The sequence below is a fragment of the Psychrobacter sp. NPDC078929 genome (assembly GCF_050267985.1).
GTDB lineage: Bacteria > Pseudomonadota > Gammaproteobacteria > Pseudomonadales > Moraxellaceae > Psychrobacter.
This window is the reverse complement of sequence record NZ_JBNNFX010000015.1, coordinates 28,545-53,201: the sequence shown is the minus strand read 5'-3', so window position 1 is coordinate 53,201 and position 24,657 is coordinate 28,545. Positions and strand designations below refer to the sequence as shown.

22 protein-coding genes are annotated in these 24,657 nt (G+C 44.1%); 8 read left to right on the top strand and 14 right to left on the bottom strand.

Annotation, left to right across the window (positions count from 1 at the left end; all coding sequences use genetic code 11):
• Positions 1-32: 32 nt before the first annotated feature.
• On the bottom strand, positions 33-755 hold the full coding sequence (locus ACQKCG_RS09470; protein ID WP_101205335.1) for a putative quorum-sensing-regulated virulence factor: 723 nt from the start codon (positions 753-755) through the stop codon (positions 33-35).
• A gap of 197 nt (positions 756-952) precedes the next feature.
• Here ACQKCG_RS09470 and ACQKCG_RS09465 point away from each other — a divergent pair, with 197 nt between their 5' ends.
• Entirely contained in the window at positions 953-1,543 is a 591-nt protein-coding gene (locus tag ACQKCG_RS09465; protein ID WP_101205360.1) for a M23 family metallopeptidase, read from the top strand.
• Between the two features lie 107 nt (positions 1,544-1,650).
• On the opposite strand, the gene phoR is transcribed toward ACQKCG_RS09465, so the two are convergent.
• From phoR to dtd, 3 genes are all read right to left on the bottom strand, one after another.
• Positions 1,651-2,742, bottom strand: coding sequence for a phosphate regulon sensor histidine kinase PhoR (gene phoR, locus ACQKCG_RS09460; RefSeq protein ID WP_101205334.1), 1,092 nt, complete (start codon positions 2,740-2,742; stop codon positions 1,651-1,653).
• A 58-nt stretch (positions 2,743-2,800) separates the two neighbouring features.
• On the bottom strand, positions 2,801-3,505 hold the full coding sequence (phoB, locus tag ACQKCG_RS09455) for a phosphate regulon transcriptional regulator PhoB (RefSeq protein WP_057761786.1): 705 nt from the start codon (positions 3,503-3,505) through the stop codon (positions 2,801-2,803).
• Between the two features lie 112 nt (positions 3,506-3,617).
• Complete coding sequence (gene dtd, locus ACQKCG_RS09450; RefSeq protein ID WP_101205333.1) at positions 3,618-4,070, bottom strand: D-aminoacyl-tRNA deacylase; 453 nt, start codon at positions 4,068-4,070, stop codon at positions 3,618-3,620.
• Between the two features lie 274 nt (positions 4,071-4,344).
• Here dtd and asd point away from each other — a divergent pair, with 274 nt between their 5' ends.
• Positions 4,345-5,181 (top strand): archaetidylserine decarboxylase, encoded by an 837-nt coding sequence (asd, locus tag ACQKCG_RS09445; RefSeq protein ID WP_101205332.1) that lies wholly within the window; start codon positions 4,345-4,347, stop codon positions 5,179-5,181.
• A 94-nt stretch (positions 5,182-5,275) separates the two neighbouring features.
• Here asd and ACQKCG_RS09440 read toward each other — a convergent pair whose 3' ends face one another.
• The 4 genes from ACQKCG_RS09440 to fadB form a co-directional block, all read right to left on the bottom strand.
• Positions 5,276-5,905, bottom strand: coding sequence for an HD domain-containing protein (locus tag ACQKCG_RS09440; protein WP_101205331.1), 630 nt, complete (start codon positions 5,903-5,905; stop codon positions 5,276-5,278).
• Positions 5,906-6,144: 239 nt separating this feature from the next.
• Positions 6,145-6,720 (bottom strand): isochorismatase family protein, encoded by a 576-nt coding sequence (locus tag ACQKCG_RS09435; protein WP_101205330.1) that lies wholly within the window; start codon positions 6,718-6,720, stop codon positions 6,145-6,147.
• A gap of 284 nt (positions 6,721-7,004) precedes the next feature.
• Positions 7,005-8,177 (bottom strand): acetyl-CoA C-acyltransferase FadA, encoded by a 1,173-nt coding sequence (fadA, locus tag ACQKCG_RS09430; RefSeq protein ID WP_057761795.1) that lies wholly within the window; start codon positions 8,175-8,177, stop codon positions 7,005-7,007.
• 230 nt (positions 8,178-8,407) lie between these two features.
• Positions 8,408-10,567 (bottom strand): fatty acid oxidation complex subunit alpha FadB, encoded by a 2,160-nt coding sequence (fadB, locus tag ACQKCG_RS09425; RefSeq protein ID WP_101205329.1) that lies wholly within the window; start codon positions 10,565-10,567, stop codon positions 8,408-8,410.
• Between the two features lie 866 nt (positions 10,568-11,433).
• Here fadB and ACQKCG_RS09420 point away from each other — a divergent pair.
• The 4 genes from ACQKCG_RS09420 to ACQKCG_RS09405 all read left to right on the top strand — a co-directional run bounded on the left by ACQKCG_RS09420 (position 11,434) and on the right by ACQKCG_RS09405 (position 15,313).
• On the top strand, positions 11,434-12,510 hold the full coding sequence (locus ACQKCG_RS09420; RefSeq protein ID WP_101205328.1) for a polyprenyl synthetase family protein: 1,077 nt from the start codon (positions 11,434-11,436) through the stop codon (positions 12,508-12,510).
• A gap of 71 nt (positions 12,511-12,581) precedes the next feature.
• Entirely contained in the window at positions 12,582-13,400 is an 819-nt protein-coding gene (locus ACQKCG_RS09415; protein WP_101205327.1) for a DUF72 domain-containing protein, read from the top strand.
• 73 nt (positions 13,401-13,473) lie between these two features.
• On the top strand, positions 13,474-14,280 hold the full coding sequence (locus tag ACQKCG_RS09410; protein ID WP_101205326.1) for an HNH endonuclease: 807 nt from the start codon (positions 13,474-13,476) through the stop codon (positions 14,278-14,280).
• 292 nt (positions 14,281-14,572) lie between these two features.
• Complete coding sequence (locus ACQKCG_RS09405) at positions 14,573-15,313, top strand: SDR family oxidoreductase (RefSeq protein WP_101205325.1); 741 nt, start codon at positions 14,573-14,575, stop codon at positions 15,311-15,313.
• Positions 15,314-15,466: 153 nt separating this feature from the next.
• On the opposite strand, the gene ACQKCG_RS09400 is transcribed toward ACQKCG_RS09405, so the two are convergent.
• Entirely contained in the window at positions 15,467-16,096 is a 630-nt protein-coding gene (locus tag ACQKCG_RS09400; protein ID WP_101205324.1) for a superoxide dismutase, read from the bottom strand.
• A gap of 552 nt (positions 16,097-16,648) precedes the next feature.
• Here ACQKCG_RS09400 and rdgB point away from each other — a divergent pair.
• A complete protein-coding gene (gene rdgB / locus ACQKCG_RS09395; protein WP_101205323.1) occupies positions 16,649-17,302 on the top strand; it encodes an RdgB/HAM1 family non-canonical purine NTP pyrophosphatase in 654 nt (217 codons plus the stop codon).
• A 531-nt stretch (positions 17,303-17,833) separates the two neighbouring features.
• Positions 17,834-19,177 (top strand): trigger factor, encoded by a 1,344-nt coding sequence (tig, locus tag ACQKCG_RS09390; RefSeq protein WP_101205322.1) that lies wholly within the window; start codon positions 17,834-17,836, stop codon positions 19,175-19,177.
• A 153-nt stretch (positions 19,178-19,330) separates the two neighbouring features.
• Here the strand turns inward: tig and ACQKCG_RS09385 are convergent, their stop codons facing one another.
• From ACQKCG_RS09385 to ureC, 5 genes are all read right to left on the bottom strand, one after another.
• The gene (locus tag ACQKCG_RS09385) at positions 19,331-20,080 is read right to left on the bottom strand and encodes a HupE/UreJ family protein (protein ID WP_101205321.1); all 750 of its coding nucleotides are present in this window, start codon (positions 20,078-20,080) and stop codon (positions 19,331-19,333) included.
• A gap of 50 nt (positions 20,081-20,130) precedes the next feature.
• Complete coding sequence (ureG, locus tag ACQKCG_RS09380) at positions 20,131-20,820, bottom strand: urease accessory protein UreG (protein ID WP_101205320.1); 690 nt, start codon at positions 20,818-20,820, stop codon at positions 20,131-20,133.
• 57 nt (positions 20,821-20,877) lie between these two features.
• On the bottom strand, positions 20,878-21,672 hold the full coding sequence (locus ACQKCG_RS09375) for an urease accessory protein UreF (protein WP_101205319.1): 795 nt from the start codon (positions 21,670-21,672) through the stop codon (positions 20,878-20,880).
• The gene (gene ureE / locus ACQKCG_RS09370) at positions 21,662-22,300 is read right to left on the bottom strand and encodes an urease accessory protein UreE (protein WP_101205318.1); all 639 of its coding nucleotides are present in this window, start codon (positions 22,298-22,300) and stop codon (positions 21,662-21,664) included. The genes ACQKCG_RS09375 and ureE overlap by 11 nt, the downstream gene beginning before the upstream one ends.
• Positions 22,301-22,462: 162 nt before the next feature.
• Positions 22,463-24,646 carry an urease subunit alpha gene (ureC, locus tag ACQKCG_RS09365; RefSeq protein ID WP_101205317.1) on the bottom strand — a complete coding sequence of 728 codons (2,184 nt, stop codon included), beginning with the start codon at positions 24,644-24,646 and terminating at the stop codon, positions 22,463-22,465.
• Positions 24,647-24,657 lie beyond the last annotated feature (11 nt).

Here is a 24,657-nt window from a genome sequence, read left to right as displayed (position 1 = left end):
CACCTTACATAGCAGACCTATGATAACTTAGATTACTTTTCCGCGTTTTCCGCTTCTTCTAGCTGTAAACGTTTAGTCAGTGCCGAATACAGCGAAGGCTGCATATTATGAATATTGCCTATCATCCATTTAACATAGCTGATGGGCACATCTTTGATCGGTTTGCCTTTATGCTTACCAAACGGCATCTTGCTCACAGGGGTCGCTTTATTAGAGATAGCATGTGCCGCTGCAAAATCTGTCGGCGCAATCTCTAGACGCTCGCAGCATGCTTGATACAGCAAATAACACATTCGAGCATCGCCAAGCGCGTCATGAGCGGCAATTGTCATTGCACTCGCCTCACCCTTGCCCAACAGCTGCTCGATACACTTAGATTGACCGTAAGCACGCCATTCTGGAAAGGCTGCCCGCGCAAGTCTCACTGTACAAATCAGCTTAGCAGAAGGACTGCCAATCACTCGCCAATCAAAGCGTACATTATGACCAATCAAATACTCTGGCAGCTCAAACTGATCCAGCTCAAAACGCTCAAGACCAGCTACATCATCATCGGTAATACCATGCACCTTTATGACAATAGGTGAAATAGATCGACCACTATTAAAGTATTTCATCCACTCAAAACCAGTTGCTACATTGATAGTAGCAACTTGGATAGGTCTGGGATCACTGCCCTGATCTGTTTCGGTATCGATAACCAGCGCTGTTTCGCGCGTGGCAGAAATATCAGTAGGCTTAAAAGCATCATTCATAAAGTATTAACCATCAGTAGCAACTGTCTATGCTCAGCAGAAATGTTAAGTAGATAAAACTGTATTTGCTGTCTATATTCTTAACCATAAGAATATCTATGGGGGTAAAAACGATAGATAACAATGCGATACATACGTTGTTAGACGAAGCTTTTATAATCAAAACTCAAATGACATCAAATATATATGAGACATCAATGCTAGCAGATGGAAATAACCAGCCTCCCAGACCTTCTTTTTTTAGTCGTTTAATAAGCCTATTGATTAAGGCTATCGTATTGCTAGCACTGTTATTTGTCTTCGATAAGCTACTACCTAGTATTAGCCAACAGACGCAGTCATTTGTGGTTGCCAAATGGCAGCAATTGAGTCTATTGCAACAAGAACTGCCGACCGAAAACAGCTTGCCCAGTCCACTACCAGAACGAAACCTGACAGACACTTGGGGCGCGGCACGTAGCCAAGGCCGCTCCCACGAAGGCATCGATATCTTTGCGCCGCGCAACACTCCTGTGCAGTCGACCACACAAGGCGTAGTAAGCAAAGTTGGTGAGAACACATTAGGTGGGCGCGTAGTCGTGGTGGTAGGGCCTGGTGGCGCAGGACATTACTACGCTCATCTAGAGGACTATGCTGACATCTCCCCCAATGACTGGGTCAATCAGGGCGACGTGATAGGTTATGTGGGTGATAGCGGTAATGCAAAAGGAACACCGACACATGTACACTATGGTATCTATATTAATGGCAGTGCGGTCAACCCTTATCCACTTTTGCAAAAGGATTAGCGAATACAGAAAGGTATGTCGTTAACCTAATTTGAAGTAGTGCTAAGTTTGTATTAACCAAAAGATCGAAGCCGAAAAACCAACGCTAATATAAGCCAGAAATTATATTAATTGGCTGTGACGGATCTGACGTAGTTTGAAGGAAATACCACACTAAATGTCGACCCTTCCCCTTCTACTGAATCGATTTGCAATTGCGCTTCGTGCTGGTGCAGTACGTGTTTTACAATCGCTAATCCCAACCCCGTACCACCTGTTGCACGGCTACGACCTTTGTCGATACGATAGAAACGCTCTGTCAAACGGGCGATATGCTCTGACGCAATACCGATCCCATCATCTTCGACCGCGAAACGGCAGCCATCAGACGTCCTTGTCCAGCTGATAGTGATATTGCCACCCTTTGGCGTATATTTGATCGCATTGATTACTAGATTGGATAGCGCACTATTCAAGTACATCTCTGACCCGTACAGCCCATCATACGTATCTATATGCAAATGAATGATGTGTTTGTACGCTTGGTTGTAGGCCTGTGCATCGTCATAGATATTGGTCAGTAGCTTAGTCATATCTATGTAATGCAGCTCGTGTGACTCTTCGATTTCAATCTTAGACAATAGCAGTAAGTCGTTCACAATTCTGTTCATACGGGCTGTTTGCTGGGTCATCAGCTCAAAACCACGACGCCATTGCGGCGGCATATCTGGCTGATCGGAGAAATTTTCTAGGTAGCCCATCATTACCGTCAATGGTGTTCTAAGCTCATGCGAGACATTTGCGACAAAATCCTGACGCATTTGCTCTAAGTGCCGCAAGCGGGTCACATCATATACAAACAGCAGTTTTTCATCACCGAAAGGGGTCAGTTCACACTTTAAGTAGCGACTAGGATCTCGCCATGATTCTATATGGACGCCATCGTTAGGTATCGTTGTACCTTCATAATACTGGCGGAACTCAGGTACAGTGATAAAGTCAAAAATATTTTGACCTTTATCTTCTGGCTGTAGCAGCAATAAGTCTTGTGCTGCCTGATTCCACCATTCCAGACCATCATTGTTGTTGAGCAAAATCACTGCATCGCGCAAGGCTCGTAGTGCACTGCCGATTTTTTTGAGTTGCTCCGCTGTACTTTGAGTAGATATTTGCTCTAATAGAGCTGATTGCTCACGTTGTGCTGGCGCTATCTTGTCCATTTTTTATCCTTACCACTATCCGCTGCCTTTATATTGCTGCGGCATTATTTGTACAAGATTAACTTGGCTCAATCAGGCTAGAAAATCGGTAGCCTGTTCCACGTACCGTCTGTATCAATGTATCACAGTCATAAGGTCGCAGTAATTTACGTAGACGTTTGATATGCACATCGATGGTTCGGTCTTCGATATATACATTGCCGCCCCATACCTGATCGAGTAGCTGCGTTCGTGTATAGGCGCGCTCAGGGTGACTCATAAAAAATGCCAATAGGCGATACTCTGTGGGCCCAACATCAACGATTTTACCTGCAGCTGTCACACGCTGACTCTTGGTATCTAGACTTAACTGTCCAATTTCGATAGGTTTATCGCTACTCATAGCACTACTGCGGCGTAGTACGGCTTTGATTCTAGAAATCAGCTCACGAGTCGAAAAAGGCTTGGTCATATAATCATCTGCGCCTGCATCAAGACCATGCACCTTACTGTCTTCTTCACTTTTTGCCGTTAGCATAATGACTGGTATTTCAGAGAGTAGTTCATCATTTTTGAGCATACGACAAAAATCCACACCGCTCTTGTCACCCGGCAACATCCAATCTAACAGTATCAGTGATGGTCTATGATCTACCACTTGCTGATGCGCCTCTGACACATCTGCCGCTTGCAAGCTATCAAACCCAGCCATCTCTAGCGTCATGACAACCATTTCACGAATCGCAGGCTCATCTTCAACAATCAAAATTTGCTCATTATACATAGGACATTCTCGGTGTTAGCGGACAAAATCTAGCATTTAAAAAGGCGATATATACTCACCAGTCTCTACCTATTAAACGGATTAATTATGACAGCTTGATGACACTCTAAAATCAGATTTCTAGTAAAAAATTAAGCGGCCCATCATTGACACTCGACACTTGCATATCCGCACCAAACTGACCAGTTGCCACGTTCGGGTGCTTAGTTTTGGCATAATCGACCAGTTGTTCAAATAATGCTTGCGCCGCAGCAGGTGCCATCGCACCACCAAAGTCTGGACGGCGACCTTTGTCTGTTTTTGCCATCAAGGTAAATTGCGAGACCAATAATAGCCCACCACCAATCTGCTGAACGTTTTTATCCAGTTTACCAAATTTGGCCGGATCTTCGTCATTTTCAAAAATGCGATAAGTCAGTATTTTGTCAATCATACGCTGTGCAGCGGCGAAATCGTCTTCATGCCCTAAGCCAATATATGCCAATACTCCATGCTCAATCTCACCAATACACTGTTGATCGACGACCACACTAGCGTGCTTCACCCGCTGTATGAGTGCTTTCATTTACTAATTCCTTAACAGATTATGGCCATACAATAATATGCTGTCCATGATAAAATACCGTCATTAACTTAACTATTATTAGGGCGTGTTTGATATTCACAAATAGGTACTGCGGATCGCTAAAACTGTTCCAGACAAGGCGTCAAACGACGATAATGCTCATGCCTTATCTAGATTTACAACGTAGTATGGCGCAATTTTAGCCACTGTCAGTGCCATGGTCGAATTTCCAACACGCCCCTATTACATTACACCTTATTTTGGTAGCCTTATTATGAATGTATTTACCACCTTACAACAGCTTGTGCCGCAGCAAAAGCTCAGTAAAGTCGCTGGACGTTTGGCCGCCAGTCGTCATCCTTATGTCAAACGCACCTTTATTCGTAGCTTTGCTAAAGCTTATAATATCAGCTTAGACGAGTACGAACGCCAAAGCCTTAACGCTTATGAAAGTTTTAATGACTTTTTTACCCGCGAGTTAAAAGAAGATGCTCGTACTATCGACGCCACGGCAAACGGTATCGTGAGCCCTGCGGACGGTATTATCTCTCAGCTAGGACAAATCGAAGATCACAAACTGCTACAGGCAAAAGGTCGTCACTATGATGTCGGCCAATTGCTTGCTGATAGTGAAGATGGCAGTTATTTTGCTGATGGTAGTTTTGCAACTATCTACTTAGCACCTAGCAATTATCACCGTGTGCATATGCCGTTTACTGGCACATTGACCAAGACTCGCTATGTACCTGGCACGCTATTTTCGGTCAACAATACTACGGCGGCTAACGTGCCAGACTTGTTTGCGCGTAATGAGCGTCTGGTCTGTATGTTTGATACCAAGTACGGCAAAGCAGCTGTCGTGATGGTTGGTGCTATGATCGTCGCTGGTATTGAAACTGTCGCCACTGGCAAGATTGCTCGTACTGACGACATATTCGAGTCTGATCATGACATGCAGTTTGCAGCAGGCGAAGAGCTTGGACGCTTCTATCTAGGCTCAACGGCTATCGTGGTATTACCAAAAGCAGCGAAGGCTGACTGGCTAGATAGTATGCAAGCCAATAGCGTCGTGCAAATGGGTCAATTGCTAGGAATGGCGAACGCTCAATAACACGCCTGTATAAGAGTACTGAAAATATCAGCCCAGTTAAGCGTGAATCATAAAGCTTAATTGGGCTTTTTTTATGCCTGCTACTTATGCAGATTTACGCATCAATCAGCCAGCCTTGCTGAGCTGCGTATGCAATATTATGTGAGAGCCAATCATGAATAGGAGGAAAGCTGTCTTCGATAAATGCATGCGCACCCGCCACCTGCGAGCGCGTAACACCAAGCTCAATCCATGTTTTACCATCGGTATTTAGATTGAGTAAAAACGGCAATAAGCGATCGACCACTCTGAGTAACTGACTCTCTTTGCTACTTCCTGTTTCCTGCGCTTCCCAAACTTCGCTTAAATCACTAATGCCATTGCCTCGCTCACGTTGCAATCTGGCAATGCCTGCACGCTCTTCGACGTGTGCATCAGTACGCGTATCAGCATATAAAAAAGTATCCCCCGCATCAATCTCACCCAAATCATGAACCAATGCCATCTTCAGCAATTTTTCATGATTGACGTCTAGTGCAAATAATTCAGCAATCGACCAACAGGCCATCGCTAAATGCCAAGAATGTTCGGCAGAGTTTTCTTTACGAGTAGTCTGTGTCACATAGCTGCGGCGACTCACGCGCTTGAGCGCATCTAACTCCAATAAGAAATGAGTGACATCGTCGATGTCGATATGTGAAGTAGATTTGGAATTAGTGAGTGATATAGAGCTGGCTTGCGACATTGATTTTCTCTGGTTTTCTCTAGTTATTGGTTTTAAATATTTATGAGTTCTGGCGATTTTAAGTTTCATTGTTCAAGATATTATAGTTAGTTTGATATCTAACAATGGTTAAAAGACTATTACCGTTGTCAAAAAAATAGCGCTTATTTTACCAAGCGCTATCTATTATAAATTAGAAAATAAATGGTCAAATTGAGTCCCTATTTATCCAAGTCCTTAAGCACCTAAATATTAACCACCTACTTAATCAAATTAATAATGGTTTTAAACGCAGGATCTTCACTGCTACGGCACAGCTCAAATAAGATTGATTCAACAGTGCTGATTACCCCACCTGCACGGCGAATACGGCGAATTGCTTGCTTTTTGTCATAAGGAAAACGAGAACCCACCGCATCCCCAATAATGACAGGCTGCATACCATTATCCAATAAATCCAGTGCCGTTTGCATGATACAGACATGAGCTTCAGCACCAAAGAGCAGAACAGTACTACGGTTCTGCTGCGCTAGATGGTGCCATGAATCATTGTTGTCGCAGGCACTAAAGGTGACCTTTTCAAAGCTCTTGGCATTGTCTCCTTCGAGTACGTCGCGCAGCTCTGGTAAGGTATCGCCCAATCCTTTTTTATATTGTTCATTGAGCATGATTGGAATATTGAGCGCTTGCAGCCCTTTAATCAAGGTAACGGTTTTTTTTACGATATTTTCGTGATCATAGATATGCGGCGTTAAACGCTCTTGCACATCGACAATCATTGCTTGGGTATTCTCACGAGCGATTCGATAGGTGCGATCATTAATCATAGTAGACATAGTACACTCCTTGTACGGCTGACAGTTGCAACTAAAACTATTTTAGAATTATCATAAACAGTGCCATGGTTCATCTTCCTCTTATTTAGTCATAGTTTCATGAATGCGTCAATGGAGATAATTTTTAATCACCGTGATACTGTGTTTTTCGACTCTATGATTTACTAACTGGCCAACTATTAATTTGATCTATAAAAAAACCTCTAGCCGTTATGACTAGAGGTTTTTCGTTAGCGAGTAGCTACTTATTGAGTGTTCAAATAATCTTGTTTATGTAAATGAGATTAAACACGCTCAATAATAGTAGCGATACCTTGGCCAAGACCAATACACATTGTCGCTAGACCGATTTCAGTATCTGACTGCTCCATCGCGTTTAGCAATGTCACCGTGATACGAGCGCCTGAACATCCTAGTGGATGACCTAAAGCAATGGCACCACCGTTGATGTTAACGATATCTTGCTTGTCAGATAGGTTTAGACCTTTTAATACTGATAGACCTTGAGCAGCAAATGCTTCGTTTAGCTCGATGGTTTGCATATCATCGATGCTCATGCCAGCACGCTTCAATGCTTTTTGGGTCGCAGGTACAGGACCATAACCCATGATAGCAGCATCACAACCAGCCACAGCCATACTACGGATACGGGCACGTGGTTTTAGACCTAGATCTTTGGCTTTTTGTGCGCTCATTACTAGCATCGCTGACGCACCGTCAGATAATGCAGATGAGGTTGCCGCTGTTACTGTACCGCCTTTTGGATCAAACGCTGGACGTAGCTTTTGCATTTGCTCCATCGTTGCGTCTGGACGAATGACTTCATCAACCGTACATAGTTGCAAGCGACCAGCAGCATCATGACCTTCGATACCGATGATTTCATTGTCAAAACGACCTTCAGTGGTTGCAGCCCATGCGCGGCGATGTGACTCAAGACCAAACGCATCTTGCTCTTCGCGCGTGATGTTGTTCATACGACCTAGCATTTCAGCAGTCAAGCCCATCATGTTTGATGCTTTTGCATAATGCTTAGAAGCAGCAGGGTTCAAATCAACACCGTGCATCATGCCTACGTGACCCATGTGCTCAACACCGCCGATGATGAATACATCACCTTGGTTGGTCATGATTTGTGCAGCAGCAGTATGTAGCGCCTGCATAGAAGAACCACATAGACGGTTAACCGTTTGGCCACCAGCAGTCTTTGGGATACCAGCTAGCAAACCGATGTTACGACCAATGTTCAAGCCTTGCTCTAGCGTCTGGTTGACACAACCCCAGATAATGTCTTCGATATCATTGGTGTCAAAGTCATTACGTTCTACTAGCGCACGTACTAGTTCCGCTGACATGCTATCAGCACGTACATGACGGAACATACCGTTTTTGGTTTTGCCCATTGCCGAGCGCACGCCATCTACGATGACCACATCTTTTGGACTTAAAGTTGTCATACCATATTCCTTTTCAATTTTTATTGTCAGTGTAGTCAGCCCAATTTACGACTATTACCTTGTTAATCTCGCTCAAAGTACAATAGGTACATTTGCGCTTGATTTACTCGTACTAGCATTAAACTGAACCAACTATAATCGTACGTTCGCTATTGGAGACGATTCATGTCTCAATTGCTTTCATGCAAAATAGCAAACGTACTGCACTTCATCCTAGTAATGACTGACTATTACGCTGTTGCGTAAAAAGTCTCGCCTGCGGCTGCCATGTCGCGAATCTTTTGTGGCGCTTCATAAGCTTTGCCAAGATGTGCGTATTTTTCACATAGTGCCAAGTAGTTATCTAGACCCATTTGGTCCACATAACGGCAAGGGCCACCACGGAATGGAGGGAAACCTACGCCCATAATCATCGCCATGTCGGCCTCGCTTGGTGTGCTTACGATGTTGTCTTCTAGGCAGCGAACGGTTTCGTTGCAGAAGGCAATCATAGTGCGATCAATGATTGCTTGATCGTCAAACGTTTGCTTTTCGCTGTCAGTCGTGGCTTTTAGCAACTCGTAAGTGGCTTCATCAGCAACTTTCTTTGGCTTACCGCGCTTGTCCATTTCGTACTTATAGAAACCGATACCGTTTTTCTGACCCAGACGCTCATTGTCATATAGATGCTGGATAGCACCTTTATAATCAGGCTTCATGCGGTCAGGGAAACCATCAGCCATCACTGCTGCGCCATGTACACCTGTATCTAGACCGACCACGTCGATTAGGTATGCAGGGCCCATCGGCCAGCCGAATTTTTCCATAACTTTATCGACATGAGCAAAGTCAGCACCTTGCTTCAGTAGCAAGTCAAACGCGCCAAAGTATGGGAACAATACACGGTTTACCAAGAAACCTGGGCAGTCGTTAACTACTACTGGCACTTTACCCATTTTAGAAGCAAGTGCAACGGTAGTCGCGATGGCTTCTTCAGATGATTTCTCACCGCGGATAACTTCGACGAGTGGCATACGATGTACTGGGTTGAAGAAATGCATACCAACGAAGTTTTCTGGACGCTCAAGCGCTTCTGCTAGGAACGTAATAGAGATAGTCGAGGTGTTTGACGCTAGGATACAGTCGTCTTTTACCAAGCCTTCTACTTCTTTAAGTACCGCACGCTTCACGTTTGGATTTTCTACGACCGCTTCGATTACGATATCAGTCTCAGCAAAATCACCGTAGTTCAAAGTAGGACGGATACGGCTCAACGTTTCACCCATTTTTGCTGGGGTCATCTTGCCGCGTTCTACCATTTTGCCAAGTAGTTTGCTCGCTTCGCCCATACCAAGGTCTAATTGCTCAGACTTGATATCTTTCATGATGATTGGCAAGCCTTTGCTGGCTGCTTGATAAGCGATACCGCCACCCATGATACCAGCGCCTAGTACAGCGGCTTCGCTGATGTCGTGTGCTTGCTTGCTGTGTTTTTTGGCCAGTTTTTTGACTAGCTGATCGTTTAAGAATAGACCAACCAAGCTCTCTGCTTGTGGCGTCTTAGCCGCTTTCGCAAAACCAGCAGCTTCTACTTCGATTGCTTTGTCACGTGATAAATTAACGTGCTTTTCAATCGTTTCGATAGCGATTGCTGGTGCTGGGTATTGCTTAGGATTGGCTTTAGCGAAAATAGCACCTTTGGCACTGTTGAACGCCATTGCTTGCTCAAGCTGGTTTAGCTTAACTGGAGCCAGTTTTTCTTCACGTTTTGCTTTCCAATCAAGCTCACCTGAGATACATTTTTTGACTAGGTCAATTGCTGCATCTTGCAAGTCATCAGCAGGAACCGTTGCATCAACCAAGCCTAGCTTCAATGCTGCCAATGCTTTCTTTGGGCTACCAGTCGCGATCAGCTCAAGTGCGTTATCGATACCGATGATACGCGTACTACGAACTGTACCGCCGAAACCTGGGAAGATACCTAGCTGAGTTTCTGGCAAACCGATGATGGCTTTGTCACTCATGACACGGTATTCACAAACCAAAGTCATTTCACAACCGCCGCCCATCGCCGCGCCATTGATAGCAGCTACTTTAGGGAATGGTAGGTCTTCAAAACGATTGAAAGCGTCATTAACATGAACGACCCAATCTTTGATCTCGCTTTCTGATTTTTTGAAAGAACCGACGAATTCTGTGATATCAGCACCAGCGATAAACACGCCTTTGGCTGAAGTAACGATAAGACCTTTTACGTTGTCGGCTTTTTCTAACGCACTAACTGCTTCACCAAACTGTTTGTTGGTTTCGGCATCAAATTTGTTCACGCTCTCATTTTCGGCGTTGTACTGCATGTTGGCGATGCCATCCTCTAGCATTGTCACCGTGATGCGATTTCCTTGGTATACCATTTGAAACTCCTTTCTATATAACGAAAGCTACGTTTTGAATTAAAATAAATAGCCAGTTACTGTTAGTAAAATGGGTAATAGCACTGTGCGCTTGTCATGTTATAAAGACAAACATATAACCAGCTCACAAGTGAAGATGTCTTTATTATCCAGCGTTCATCATGATGCACGCATTTTGCGTCTCTTGCATGACATCATATGACGCTTCATTTATGTACTGCTGTTGCAGGTACTGATGTTCAAAATATTGACTGAGACTTGGTCTAACACTCGGTATCGACGATTGAACATCCTGAGAAAAAACCCAGTAGGGTCACCATCAGACCATTTTCACGTCAATTAGTGTAGGGGATTATGCCCCTAACTGTCACAAGCTAATACCATACTCGCAAGTCACTCTTAAATCACTTGCAGGCATTTACCTTACGTTAAAAGTATTTTAGTGAATAAATGTATACTGAATTGTTAGTTTAGATTTATTTCGTGTTGTTGACTTCATGCATGCCATCTTTGGAATGACAGTCCGTTAGCGCTACTGAATAAATGCTACTTGGTCAGTGCTAGCTATTCAGTGTAAGCATTCAGTACCATTTTTCTACGGTAATAAGATGAACGTGCTAGCCTAGCTTGCTCTTTTATCAGAACATATTCAACCAGAGAGTGACATCATCCATCGGTAACGAAATCTTGTCGTTATATTGCAGCTAAGATTGCTCTACTTTCGAATAGCCTTCGGCAGAAAAATGCAAAAAACAATCAATTGATACCGTGTGTCACATAAGCGATATGACTGATCATGCTACAATAATAGCGTTTTTACCTTATCCCTAATAAGTTTTACTGTATCCCTGATAAATGGTTGGATTATGACTGTTTCCCTTACTTCTAGCACTACCTCTACTGGCTTCATCCCTTCTAACTTTGTCTCTTTTCAAAGCACTGAGCAGTTTCATGGGGCTGTACGCGAGCAATTGGCGCAAGATATCGAAGTCTTGTTCGCTTATGCCAAGCTCCCTAGCCCGCTGGTAGATGCCTGCCGTTATGTGATGACGGGTCAAGGCAAGCTGGTACGCCCACTGATGGTTGCCAGCACTTTTGCCAGTATTAATAGCAGTAATAATGAACGTACAGACGAGCCTAATGACGATATCGATACTATCGATGCTGATCTGGACGCGCTACTAGAAAACGACTCAGACTATGATATGTCGCGCCGTGCCGCATTAGCGGTAGAGCTGCTGCATACTTATTCGTTAGTGCATGATGATTTGCCGTGTATGGATGACGACGAGCTGCGTCGTGGTCAGCCGACTGCGCATATTGCCTTTGATGAAGCAACGGCTCTGCTGGCAGGAGATGTATTGCAAACGCTAGCATTTGAAGTATTAACCGCAGAGATGCCAACTTTTGCGCCATTTAATGCAAATATCGCAAGTCAGCTCATGGCAATATTTGCGCCGCGCGCCAGACGCATGGTGTCGGGTCAAATGCTAGATCTCAATGCCGAAGCCAGCATCAGTATCGCGCAGAATGATTTGGAAGCCATCCACCGTGACAAGACAGGGGCATTGATTGAAGCGGCGATGCTCATGGGCGGCGTCTGTGCTGGTGCAACTGCCCCGCAGCGCATGGCATTGCAAGAATGCGCGCAACATATCGGTCTAGCGTTTCAAGTCCAAGACGATGTGCTAGACGTCACGATGACGACTGATACGCTTGGTAAGCCTGCGGGTAGCGATGAAAAACTAGACAAATCTACCTATGTAAAACTAATGGGCGTCGATGAAGCGACCAGCTATGCGCAATCGCTGTTTAATGATGGGCGCGCTGCTATTATGCGCGAAATGAGTAATGGTGATTTGAACAGTAGTACCGACAACATTGACACAGACAACGACGCACTATTGGCATTAATTGAGTGGCTCTGGTCGCGTAAAAAGTAGCTTGTCGAATAGCAGCCGATAACAGATATCGTAGTAAACTTTATTACCCAAAACGGCAGTGAGTGGTCAACATGGACAGTTCCCCTACCCCGCGCATTTACCTCGGCACTGGTGGCTATAGCGATACCGATTTGCTCGGTACGCTGTATCCCATCAGTACCAAAAAAACCGACTTCTTACGTGAATATGCCAAGCAATACGGTGGAGTCGAAATCAACAGTACCTTTTATGCGCCCATCGGACAAAAAGCCTTTGCTGGGATGGTTGATAAAGCTTATGTACAGGCGGACAGTCAGTTGAAGTTCGCCGTCAAATTACATCAAGACTTTACTCATGCACGCAAAGGCACTGCCGAACATGCACAGGCATTTCTAAATGCCTTATCCCCGCTTATCGAAACAAATGCCTTAGCGCCATTATTGCTCCAATTCCCACACGGCTTTGACCGTACTCGTGAGCATCGTCTCTATTTAGCAAACCTCGTCAGTTGGTTTCAAGACTACCCACTCGCTATTGAGTTTCGTCATAACGGCTGGCACACACCGCAAGTGGTCGATAGCTTTCGGCGGCAAGGACTCATTTGGTGCAGCGTCGACTATCCCAAGGTTGGCGGACTGCCGCCGTCACGGTTGATATTCACTGAACGCACTGGCTATCTTCGGATGCATGGCAATAACCTAAACTGGTGGGATGCGATGAGTGCGGCTGATCGCCATGATTATCGCTATAGCGAAGCTGAGATGCAGGACTGGGCGCAAGCGATTGCTAATCAGCGTCAGCACTTTGATACGCTCTATATTTTCTTTCAAAACACTGTAAATGCACACGCTTATTATAATATTGCAATGTTGCGTGAAGCGTTGGGTAAGTTTGGGTTTGAGGTTTTGTGATAGATATAATTAAAAATTAAGCTACTTATATAGAAGCCATAATACTGCGAAATTTAAAATATAAGGAAATAGAGTGTACGCAATAATAACTGAAAACGATGAATCTGCTTGGGCTGATGAAACTGGTATCCTTTACCACTTTCCTAAAAGATATTTAAAATATCTAGAGCCAGGCACTCATGTTATTTACTACAAGGGAAGTCTTAAAAATAAATCTTTCTCGAAAAATAGACTATCTGATGCTCCTCACTATTTCGCTATCGCTAAAATCGGTAAGACCTACCCAGACAAAGAAAGTAATAAAAATGACTTTTTTGCTACCATTACTGACTTTATACCCTTTGAAGAAGCAGTTTTAGCAAAAGATGATTCAAATTATCTAGAGATAATTCCTGATTCGAGAAAATCTAACTATTGGCGCGATGGAGTAAGAGCTATCAATGAGGAGACTTACCATCTTATTATCTCTAGAGTCACTCCTAACAAAGTTTCAGAGAAAAAGACGGCTTATACTTCAGATGAAACTGTAGGAAAATTTCAGGATTCACTTGAATCTTTCAGTGAAGGCAAAAAATCAAAACGTTATGTAACTACATATGAAAGAAATCCTAAATACAGAAAGCAAGCAATTGCCATCCATGGTAACTCTTGTGCTGCTTGCGGATTTAACTTTGGAAGTTTCTATGGAGAATATGCTGAAGGGTTTATTCATGTTCATCATATAGTTCCTGTATCGGAATTTGAAGCACCTAAAGACATAGATCCCGAAACCGATTTAATTCCTCTATGCGCGAATTGCCATTCTGTCGTCCATAGAAAAAAAGACAAGACATTATCAATTCTTGAAATAAAAAATCTAATAGCTGATAACTCTATTTAAGTATTATAGCTGTGATTGAAACTCTGCATTAGTGATAAATACTGTATAAGCATAATTACCTATTTGCCGAAAAACATTTAGTCATCAAGTCTTACCTTCAACGAGCATCCTTATTTATGCACTTTACATCCGCATAGACACAATAGATAAACTTATCTAAAAACAAGCCTACAGAATCGCTCTATTTATTCGTTTTACACACTGGTAACTTATATCCTACTAATCAAGAGACATCAGTCAAAACGCCATATGCGCGTGCTGATATTCACTTATACTATTGGAGAAAGTATCGATGACAACACTAAAAAATAAAGTCGCGATTGTAACCGGTTCATCAAAAGGCATCGGCGCACAGATAGCCTTAACGCTCGCAGCAGCAGGAGCTAAAACCGTCATTAATTATGCAAATGATGATGCAGCAGCCAATAATATCGTAAGCCAGATTAAATCCGCAGGCGGTGAAGCCATTGTCGTGCAAGCCGATGTCAGTAATGCCGAACAAGTCGAAGCAATGTTTGATGCCACTATCAGCGCGTTTGGTAAGCCAGACATTCTGGTTAATAGCGCAGGTATAATGATTAATAAACCCATTGCCGAGACTACCGATGAAGACTTTGACCGTATATTTGCTATTAATGTAAAAGGCACGTTTAATACATTGCGTGAAGCTGCGACTAAACTCAATGACGGTGGCCGCGTTGTAAATCTCTCAAGTACGACCACTCGCATGATGTTACCTAGTTACGGCACCTACTGTGCGACCAAAGGTGCGGTCGATCAGCTGACCCGTATATTTGCCAAAGAAGTCGGCGCGCGTAACATCACGGTCAATGCAGTATCTCCCGGCCCTACTGACACTGAACTATTTCATCAAGGTAAATCGGATGACACGGTAGAAAGCCTCGCTAGCATGTCACCGTTTAACGGTATCGGTGAACCAGTCGATATCGCCCGTGTGGTGGCATTTTTGGTGAGTGAAGAAGCAGCTTGGGTTACTGGACAAAATATCGGCGCAAACGGCGGTATCGCCTAATAGCGTAATGGCGTAATGGCGTAATGACGATACTCTATCAGAAATATGTTTTAATCAAATATCGAAATAGAAAGCTATTATAGAAAGTTATCACACAAAAAAAGGACACCTCGCGGTGTCCTCTTTTTTAATCAAATACTTGGTCGTTAAAGATTATTCTTCAACGCCAGCGTCTTGACCTTTATATTTTGCGTTTGCGTAGTCCCAGTTCACTAGCTTGTCTAGGAACGTGTCAACATAGTCAGGACGACGATTACGGTAATCTACATAGTACGCGTGTTCCCATACATCACAAGTCAATACAGCTACTTGATCATGTGCAAGTGGGGTGTCAGCGTTAGCAGTTTTGGCGATTGACAATTTGCCACCGACTTTATCAGCGACTAGCCATGCCCAACCTGAACCAAACTGAGTCAATGCTGCGTTTTTGAACTCTTCACGGAACTTGTCGTAGCTACCGAAATCTTCTTCGATTTTTGCTTTTAGATCGCCAGTAGGTTCGCCACCGCCGTTCGTTGGCGTCATGCAGTTCCAGTAGAACGTGTGGTTCCATACTTGAGCTGCTTGGTTGAACATACCTTGCTTGCTGTCATCTTTAGCAGTCGCTACGATGATTTCTGGCAATGTTTTGTCTTCTAGACCAGAACCTGGCAACATGTCTTTTAGCTTGTTTACATAAGCAGCATGGTGCTTGTCATGATGATACTCTAGCGTTTCGGCACTGATATGTGGCTCTAGTGCGTCTTTTGCATATGGTAGGTCTGGTAAAGTAATGTTTGACATAATTATTTTATCCTTGCTGTTTAGCCGTTAGTTTATAAAAACTTGCTTATAGAAACTGGATTTTACGCTATTTTTACACCGTAAAAAACACTATAAAGTAGCGGACTAAATTGGCTGAGTTTATTGTTTGAAATGAACTTTATCGCTTGATACACGGTACTGCTCAATACAATATCACGTATCATTATGAATCCAAAATTAACCTAGCGGTTACTTATTGCTATTATTCTTCGCCAAAAAGCCAAGTCTCTGACTTTATAGACTTTTATTAAATTAATATTCACAAGCTATAAGATATAATTCACTGTAGCTTGGTATCTATTATAGCAATAGTGACCAATAATATCAGTTACCAAATGTTATAGCCCGTACAATCTGTATAGCGATTGGTTATTTATTAAGCGGTAACTGCATTCACTCTAAACTCATGCGTTATCATTGTTAGTATAACTACTTCAATCGACAAACAATTTACCGATTAACGCTACAGAAGATAAATAAAGCCTACTCGAATAATAATTTTTCATCATTTTCATATAACGGACTGACTTTATGAGTATTACTGATACCTCGTTAACTGCTACCCATCCGACATCTGGCAACCAATGGGTACTGGCCAGTAATAACAAAGGCAAGTTGGCTGAGTTTAAACGGCTATTTGCCGAAGCGAACTTGGACGTGACGATTGTCCCGCAAGGTCATCTCGATATTGAAGACGCCATCGAGGATGGTCTAAGCTTTGTGGAAAACGCTATTATCAAAGCCCGTCATGCGAGCCGTATCAGTGGACTGCCTGCTATCGCTGATGATTCAGGACTGTGCGTGCCTGCACTAGGTAATGCGCCAGGTATCTACTCTGCTCGCTACGCTGGTGAGCACGGCAACGATAGTAAAAACAATGCCAAGCTCGTCGCTGACTTGCAACCTATCCGCGCAGCGAGTCCAGATGCTCCGATCAAAGGTATGTTTGTTTGCGTACTGGCAATGGTACGTCATGCTGATGATCCGTTACCAATCATCGCCCAAGGATTATGGCATGGCGAGATTTCAGAGACAGCGCATGGTGACGGCGGTTTTGGCTATGATCCATTGTTTTGGTTACCTGACTTGCAAGCCAGTGCGGCTAGTCTAAGCGCTGCTGATAAAAACAGCATCAGCCATCGTAGTCAGGCAATCCAGCAGCTATTGGCGCAGATACCTTTATAAGTACCTTATAGCTATTCTATCTATAGCTATCCGTAAGTGCGCTTAATGCTCATAATGCGCTTACAACCTTATCGCTGTTTTTTATCCGTTATCTTATTTATTGAATACGAATATGACTGATTTTTTATATAAAATTAAGCCATACAAGAGCAAACAACATAAGGAAACATGCCATCAAAGAGATAATTTTTACTTTAATAAACAGATAGATTATACTGTTCTACTTTTAAAATTTTATTGAAAGCCGTTATTTGTCTGTATAATTGAGCAAAAAGCGTTATTATGCGGTACATTAACGGCTTATTATTGATATTTGGTAGCGTTTATTAAAATAAAGCGTTTCACATTTTTGTGTCAGTAGCGATTGCTACAGGCATGGGCTGCGAAATTGCGCGCTATCAATATCCCCTATTTTATTCCAGCGGCAATCAGCAGCACGCGCCCGTATTTTGCGGCACGATTGTCTATTACCATTTAACCCTAAGTACTATTTAATTCAAAGTACGATTTAATCCTAAAGGTGTAATTAACATGGCTACAGATTTACAAGTCACAACCAACAAGCTATCTAATAAAGAAACTCAGCTAACGGTTAAAGTACCCGTTGAAAAAATTCAAAACAAAGTTGAAGGCCGTATTCGCCAAGTAGCGAAAACTGCCAAGATTGACGGTTTCCGTAAAGGTAATGTCCCTATGTCACATATCCGTTCACAGTACGGTGCTGGCATTCAACAAGAAGTCATCAACGATGTGATCCGTGATACCGTTTTTGAAGCGATCAAATCTGAAGACATCCGCGCAGTTGGCATGCCTAACATCGACGATGTAAAACTAGAAGACGATTTCTTGGTTTATCAAGCCACTGTCGAGATCTTCCCAGAAGTTGACGTCCAAGGTATCGATGAAATCGAAGTTGAGCGTCACACGGCTAAAGTTAGCGAAGAAGACGTCGACACAATGATCGAAAACCTACAAAAACAACGTGAAGAGTTCGTTGAGAAAAAAGGTAAAGCGGCCAAAGACAACCAAGTAACCTTTGACTTTGAAGGCTCAATCGACGGCGAAAAATTCGAAGGCGGCTCATCTGAAGACTTCAAATTGGTCATAGGTAGCAACCAGATGATTCCAGGCTTTGAAGATGGTATCAAAGGCATGAAAGCTGGCGAAGAAAAAGTGATCGACGTCACGTTCCCAGAAGATTATCAAGCTGAAAACTTAGCGGGTAAAGAAGCGCAATTCAAAATCAACGTAAAATTGGTTGAGAAATCAAAATTACCTGAAATTGATGATGCGTTCCTAGAGCTATTCGGTGTTAAAGAAGGCGGCGTTGAGAAGTTGAAAGAAGACGTGCGTAAAAACATGGAACGCGAAATCAAGAACGCAGCGCGTAGCCAAGTAAAACAAGCGACTTTTGATGCGCTACTAGAAAAGAACGAGTTTGATGTGCCAAACGCCATGCTAGAGCAAGAAATCGAGCGTCAACGCAACATGATGATGCAACGTTTTTCTCAGCAATTCGGTGCCAATGCTGATAGCTTCGATAAAGACATGCTGCCAAATGAATTGTTCGAAGAGCAAGCGCTACGTGCTGCCCGTCTTGGCATCATCGTTGCTCGTGTTATCGACACCAAAGGTATCGAAGTGGACCAAGACCGCGTTGAGACTTTCATTAAAGAAGCCGCTGAAAACTATGAAGATCCAGCAGAAGTGATCGAGTACTACACCACTGATAAGCAACAGCGCGCGAACATTGAGTCTGTCGTTCTAGAAGACCAAGTGGTTGATTATCTAATCGAGCAAGGTAAAGTCACGGATAAAGAAGTGAGCTACCAAGATTTGCTAGCTGCTCAGCAACAACAGCAGCAAGCAATGTAATTAATACGACAAGCTGTCTTTTGAGATATGCTGTAGTCGGTTATCAAAACTAAAATGCGCCCCCGACCTTTTGATCGGGGGCGCATTTTTTATGGCGTTCGCTAGCTAAGTAAGTTCAGCAGCAAACATCGTACTTGTACTATAAAGCGCGCTTTATACCAAAACAGGTGCAAATACGGCGCTCAATCCTAGCAGCACTAGTCCTCGCTGTAACCACAAGCTATCACTAAAGCGTTGCTGCAACTGCTGACTAACCAGCGTACCAACTGCATATAGCGCTAGCATCGTGACCATCATCCCTGCATAAAATCCTAGCTGACCGCTCACACCGACATTCGCTGGTACTTCCATCGCGTGTGCCATGCCATGAAACACTGCCAGACCACCAAAACCAAACAATGACAGCCGCTGAATACTTGGCGTGCGTGCTGTATGGGTCTGAGCAGAGAATGCTTCTTGTCTGCTTTTTTGGCTCATCAAGACCATAGCCAATACGACTACCGACAGTGATATTGCCACTTCAATTAGCCCAGATGATGCAACAAATGCAATACCGCCAATCAGCACACCAGCCGTGCCCAATATCGCGCCTAATGACAACCCTGCCGTCAATGACATCATGCCTAAGCGCTGCTTTTGCAGGCCATAAAACAACATGCCCATGCCGACTGCTAAAAACAAATGATCAAGGCCAGTTACTGGATGCATCAGTCCTGCTTGCAACGTACCCAAAAATGACGGCGCTTGCGCGGTAGTCGAGTGAATATGACCTGAATGCGCCTGCGCCAATGACGGTAGCATTAGTGACGTCATCACAGCCGAACCAGATACGATATGAGGAGCTGAGAGCACTTGTGAAAAGCGAGAGCTTTCGATATGAAGACCTTTTGTACACTGTGTCATGCGGTTTTTCCTTATTCTTTATATTTTAATGGTAAAAGCTCATCTGCTCTTTAGGCAAGCATGCCATGTTCTTTAATAAAGGCGATAATCTCATTTAGCCCATCACCCGTTTTCATATTGCTAAAAACAAAAGGTTTGTCGCCACGCATTTTTTTGGCATCGCGTTCCATCACTTCAAGCGAAGCACCAACCATTGGTGCAAGGTCAGTCTTATTAATAATCAACAAATCAGACTTGGTAATGCCGGGGCCACCTTTACGAGGTATCTTATCGCCTGCAGAGACATCAATGACGTACAAGGTCAAGTCAGACAACTCTGGGCTAAATGTCGCAGCTAGATTGTCGCCACCTGACTCAATGATAATCAACTCCAACCCTTCAAAAGTCGCTTGTAGCTCAGCAATCGCAGTCAGATTAATAGAAGCATCTTCGCGGATAGCCGTATGCGGACAGCCGCCCGTCTCTACGCCGCGGATACGCTCAGCGGGCATGGCATCATTGCGGGTCAAAAACTCTGAATCTTCTTTGGTATAGATGTCATTGGTCACCACTGCCATATTGACCGTATCACGCAGGTTTTGGCATAGCCTTAAAGTCAAAGCAGTCTTACCACTACCAACTGGCCCGCCAATACCAAGGCGTAAGCACGATAAGGCAGAAGATGGTTTCTGGCTATCACTATCAGTTTGTACATCTGATGCAACATTAGAGTTTTTTGGTTTGAGCGGAGTTAGAGACATATTAATTTCCTAAAACAGTTTGTATATTAATAAGTATAAATAGAAATAAAGATAAAATTATGAGCGGAACAACCGACTGTATTGCTCCTCGTGCATGCTCGAAAGAATAGCCAAATTGGGCAAGTTATTCGAGATATTAAGCGATTCATAGAGGTCTTGGCATAACTGCTGACAGTCTGGTTCTTCACTTGTATCTAAGGTATCCATAGTATTTATCGATGTGATTAAAGCATCGAAAGCCTGTTGCACATTAGCGCTTAGAGCATCAACCTGAGCACCCAGATCGCTTTGCAATTGCCACAGAATACGCTGACCTGCCATTTGTCCTAGCGGCACTGTCTTGACAGCGGCGAGCACCATATTCTCTAATTGCGCAAATCCATAAGTAGTCATCGACTGCGCTAGTGGCAGTTGCCAATGCTGAGCAACATGAGCAAATAGCGGTAAAAACCCATCTTCAGGTATTTCGGCCGGTATGCCAAGACTCAGGACTTCGTTGAGCCAAGACACCATTGCCTGTGCCAATTGCTGCGACTCCAGTACAAACTCTTTACTCTCGAGACCAGCATGATAATCATGTGCCAGATTTGCCGCTAGCGCTTCATGACCTTGGCTGAGCGCACACATTATTAGCCCTAATACGGGCAACTCGTAGCCAATCACTGCAAGCGCTAGATAGTCCTGCATAAATGTAAGCGTACTGGCTTCATCAGAGACAACCCCTGACTCAATCGCTGACTCCACACCTTGCGAATAGGTATAACTACCAATCGGCAAATTGCTCGATGCCAGCATCAGTAGCTGTCCAAGTTGGGCAGATTGAGCAGGCTGAGCACTGGTATCAACCATCATTTGAACGACCTACAGGCGCATCATGATGGCTATGGCTATGGTGATGTCCGTGGCTGTGGCTTTCGTCATGGCTATGACTTTTCTTATGACTATGAGAGTCACTATGCGAATGTGCATGGGAGTGAGAGTGGCCATGCGCATGCCCTTGTCCCGTTTGATAAGCGCCCGTTTCAGGCTCAAAAGGCACTGACGTAGACTCGATATGTAGACCAAGATTTTCTAACATTTGTGCAAGTACATGATCGTTTTCAAAATATAACGCATAGCCTGCATTACCCTGATCAAAACTGTGGTCAAACATCAATGGCACATGACGGTTGCCCAAGTGATAAGCGCCTTTCATTAGTAGAAAATCATCTGCAGCCGTCACTTTGGTCACCGCTTGCGGCTTGGCGATGACTTGCATCAACTCCCCTGCTGCATTGATAAGGACATCATTTCCTTTTAGTACACCTGTACGAGGCAAGTCAACACCAACTGCCTCACCTGAAACAGTAATGGCTCTAAAGCGAGAATGCTGACGAGTATCAAAGTTTAACAGCAGATAATCATCGGCTTGATACTGTTCTGCCAATTGCGCTTTTTGGACATCGCTAAGCGTACTTAAACGGGTATTAAATATTTTCATTATTCTTCTCTGGCTGTTGTTGCTCAAACTATTGGTCAATAGTATTGATGGTAAAAGTGTTGGGAATAAAGATACGATCTCATTCAAGAAACCAACTGACTATTGGTATACATGGTTTATGGCTCACTGTCCTAGAGCTCTTATAAACGTGCATCATAAGCTTTAAAATAAGAAGTAACGCTGTGCCATGGGTAATACATCAGCTGGCTCGCAGGTCAGTGTCTTACCATCGGCACGTACTTCATAAGTCTCAGGATTGATATCCATATCTGGGCAGTAGCTGTTAAAGCGCATATCGCTTTTACGAATTTTACGGATGCCGTGTACTGGCTGAATGACTTTGGTCAACCCAAGCTGCTTATCCACTTGTTTGTCGATCGCCGCTTGCGACATAAAGGTAATGCTGGTCTGGGCAACCGATTTTGGATATGTAGCAAACATAGGACGATAATGCACAGGCTGAGGAGTAGGAATAGAGGCATTAATATCGCCCATCGGTACCGCAGCGATAAGCCCGCCTTTGATGATGCACTCAGGCTTTACCCCAAAAAACTTGGGCGACCATAGCACTATATCTGCCCATTTACCTACTTCGATTGAGCCGACCATATCGCTGATACCGTGAGTAATCGCAGGATTTATGGTATATTTTGCGATATAGCGTTTGATACGAAAGTTGTCGTTATCCGCGCTTTGGTCATAGTCTGTCAAAGTGATGTACTGTTGCTCATCCTCAATGTTCGCCGTTGCATCTGGCGCTAGATGGCCACGTTGAACTTTCATTTTGTGCGCGGTTTGCCATGTACGGATGACTACTTCACCCACCCGCCCCATCGCTTGCGAATCACTACTCATCATCGAGATAGCACCCAAATCATGCAAGATATCTTCTGCGGCGATGGTTTCTTGACGAATACGGCTCTCAGCAAAGGCCACATCTTCAGCAATAGCAGGACTTAGGTGATGACAAACCATCAGCATATCGAGATGCTCATCAATGGTATTGACGGTGTATGGTCGCGTTGGGTTGGTTGAAGATGGCAGCACATGCGACTCGCCAATAGCCTTTAGAATATCGGGCGCATGGCCACCACCTGCCCCTTCAGTATGAAAAGTATGGATACAGCGGTTTTTAAAAGCAGCAAGTGTACTCTCTAGATAGCCACTTTCATTTAAAGTATCGGTATGAATGGCCACCTGCACATCATAGTCGTCAGCGACACTCAAGCAGTTATCAATAGCTTGCGGTGTTGTACCCCAATCTTCATGTAGCTTCAGCCCCACGGCACCTGCTTCGATTTGTTCAGCAATGGGTTCTGGTACACTCACATTGCCTTTACCCAGTAGTCCAATATTCATAGGGATACTATCAGTAGACTTTAGCATTGAGGCAATATGATACGCCCCTGGTGTACAAGTAGTAGCGAGCGTACCTTGAGCTGGCCCTGTGCCGCCGCCCAGCATCGTAGTTACCCCTGACATAAGCGCCGTCTCACACTGCTGGGGCGCGATAAAATGAATATGACTATCGACGCCACCTGCTGTCAGGATTTTGCCTTCGCCAGAGATGATTTCGGTAGCTCCGCCAATAGGAATATCAATAGCGGGCTGGATATCAGGATTGCCCGCTTTGCCAATGGCACTGATACGACCATCTTTGATACCAATATCCGCTTTATAGATGCCTGTATAGTCAACGACCAATGCATTGGTAATAACCGTATCGGCAACTTCCGCGCCTAGTAACTGTCCTTGTCCCATGCCATCACGGATGACTTTACCACCACCAAATTTGACTTCTTCGCCTTTTATCTCGATAGGTTTGCTAGCACGCTCACCGTTTTGCAGTGCTGCAGCCTGATCAGTATCCTGATAACTGGTCAAGTCAGCCTCAACCTGTAGCCACAATTCCGTGTCGGCTAGGCGAACCTTGTCACCTGTGGTAGGACCAAAATGCTCAGCATAAATACGACGACTGACTCGCTTCTGCGAAGTAGTGGTTACCTTTTTATCAGTAGTGCTCTCTAATGCTTCGTCTGGATGAGCGGCGCCCATGACGCGCCCAGCAAAACCATATACATCTTGCTTGCCAGCGTATGCTACCAATTCTACTTCCCGCGATTGACCAGGTTCAAAACGTACGGCGGTTCCAGAGATAATATTGAGACGAAAACCCCGAGTCTGCTCTCTCTCAAAACTCAAGGCATCATTGACTTCATAAAAGTGATAATGCGAGCCGATTTGGATAGGTCTATCACCAGTATTACTCACACTGATGGTCTGCACCTGTCGCCCTTGGTTTAAGATAATATCGCCATCTTGGATATGGTATTCGCCTGCTTGCATGGTAGCCGCCT

Bases quoted from the DNA above. Each gene is read 5' to 3' on its own strand.
- asd (WP_101205332.1), top strand. From the start codon at position 4,345: ATGAATGTATTTACCACCTTACAACAGCTTGTGCCGCAGCAAAAGCTC.
- phoB (WP_057761786.1), bottom strand. From the start codon at position 3,505: ATGTATAATGAGCAAATTTTGATTGTTGAAGATGAGCCTGCGATTCGT.
- tig (WP_101205322.1), top strand. From the start codon at position 17,834: ATGGCTACAGATTTACAAGTCACAACCAACAAGCTATCTAATAAAGAA.
- ACQKCG_RS09470 (WP_101205335.1), bottom strand. From the start codon at position 755: ATGAATGATGCTTTTAAGCCTACTGATATTTCTGCCACGCGCGAAACA.
- ACQKCG_RS09385 (WP_101205321.1), bottom strand. From the start codon at position 20,080: ATGACACAGTGTACAAAAGGTCTTCATATCGAAAGCTCTCGCTTTTCA.
- ACQKCG_RS09405 (WP_101205325.1), top strand. From the start codon at position 14,573: ATGACAACACTAAAAAATAAAGTCGCGATTGTAACCGGTTCATCAAAA.
- ACQKCG_RS09375 (WP_101205319.1), bottom strand. From the start codon at position 21,672: ATGATGGTTGATACCAGTGCTCAGCCTGCTCAATCTGCCCAACTTGGA.
- ACQKCG_RS09420 (WP_101205328.1), top strand. From the start codon at position 11,434: ATGACTGTTTCCCTTACTTCTAGCACTACCTCTACTGGCTTCATCCCT.
- fadA (WP_057761795.1), bottom strand. From the start codon at position 8,177: ATGACAACTTTAAGTCCAAAAGATGTGGTCATCGTAGATGGCGTGCGC.
- dtd (WP_101205333.1), bottom strand. From the start codon at position 4,070: ATGAAAGCACTCATACAGCGGGTGAAGCACGCTAGTGTGGTCGTCGAT.
- phoR (WP_101205334.1), bottom strand. From the start codon at position 2,742: ATGGACAAGATAGCGCCAGCACAACGTGAGCAATCAGCTCTATTAGAG.
- ureC (WP_101205317.1), bottom strand. From the start codon at position 24,646: ATGCAAGCAGGCGAATACCATATCCAAGATGGCGATATTATCTTAAAC.
- ACQKCG_RS09465 (WP_101205360.1), top strand. From the start codon at position 953: ATGCTAGCAGATGGAAATAACCAGCCTCCCAGACCTTCTTTTTTTAGT.
- fadB (WP_101205329.1), bottom strand. From the start codon at position 10,567: ATGGTATACCAAGGAAATCGCATCACGGTGACAATGCTAGAGGATGGC.
- ureG (WP_101205320.1), bottom strand. From the start codon at position 20,820: ATGTCTCTAACTCCGCTCAAACCAAAAAACTCTAATGTTGCATCAGAT.
- rdgB (WP_101205323.1), top strand. From the start codon at position 16,649: ATGAGTATTACTGATACCTCGTTAACTGCTACCCATCCGACATCTGGC.
- ACQKCG_RS09415 (WP_101205327.1), top strand. From the start codon at position 12,582: ATGGACAGTTCCCCTACCCCGCGCATTTACCTCGGCACTGGTGGCTAT.
- ACQKCG_RS09440 (WP_101205331.1), bottom strand. From the start codon at position 5,905: ATGTCGCAAGCCAGCTCTATATCACTCACTAATTCCAAATCTACTTCA.
- ACQKCG_RS09435 (WP_101205330.1), bottom strand. From the start codon at position 6,720: ATGTCTACTATGATTAATGATCGCACCTATCGAATCGCTCGTGAGAAT.
- ACQKCG_RS09400 (WP_101205324.1), bottom strand. From the start codon at position 16,096: ATGTCAAACATTACTTTACCAGACCTACCATATGCAAAAGACGCACTA.
- ureE (WP_101205318.1), bottom strand. From the start codon at position 22,300: ATGAAAATATTTAATACCCGTTTAAGTACGCTTAGCGATGTCCAAAAA.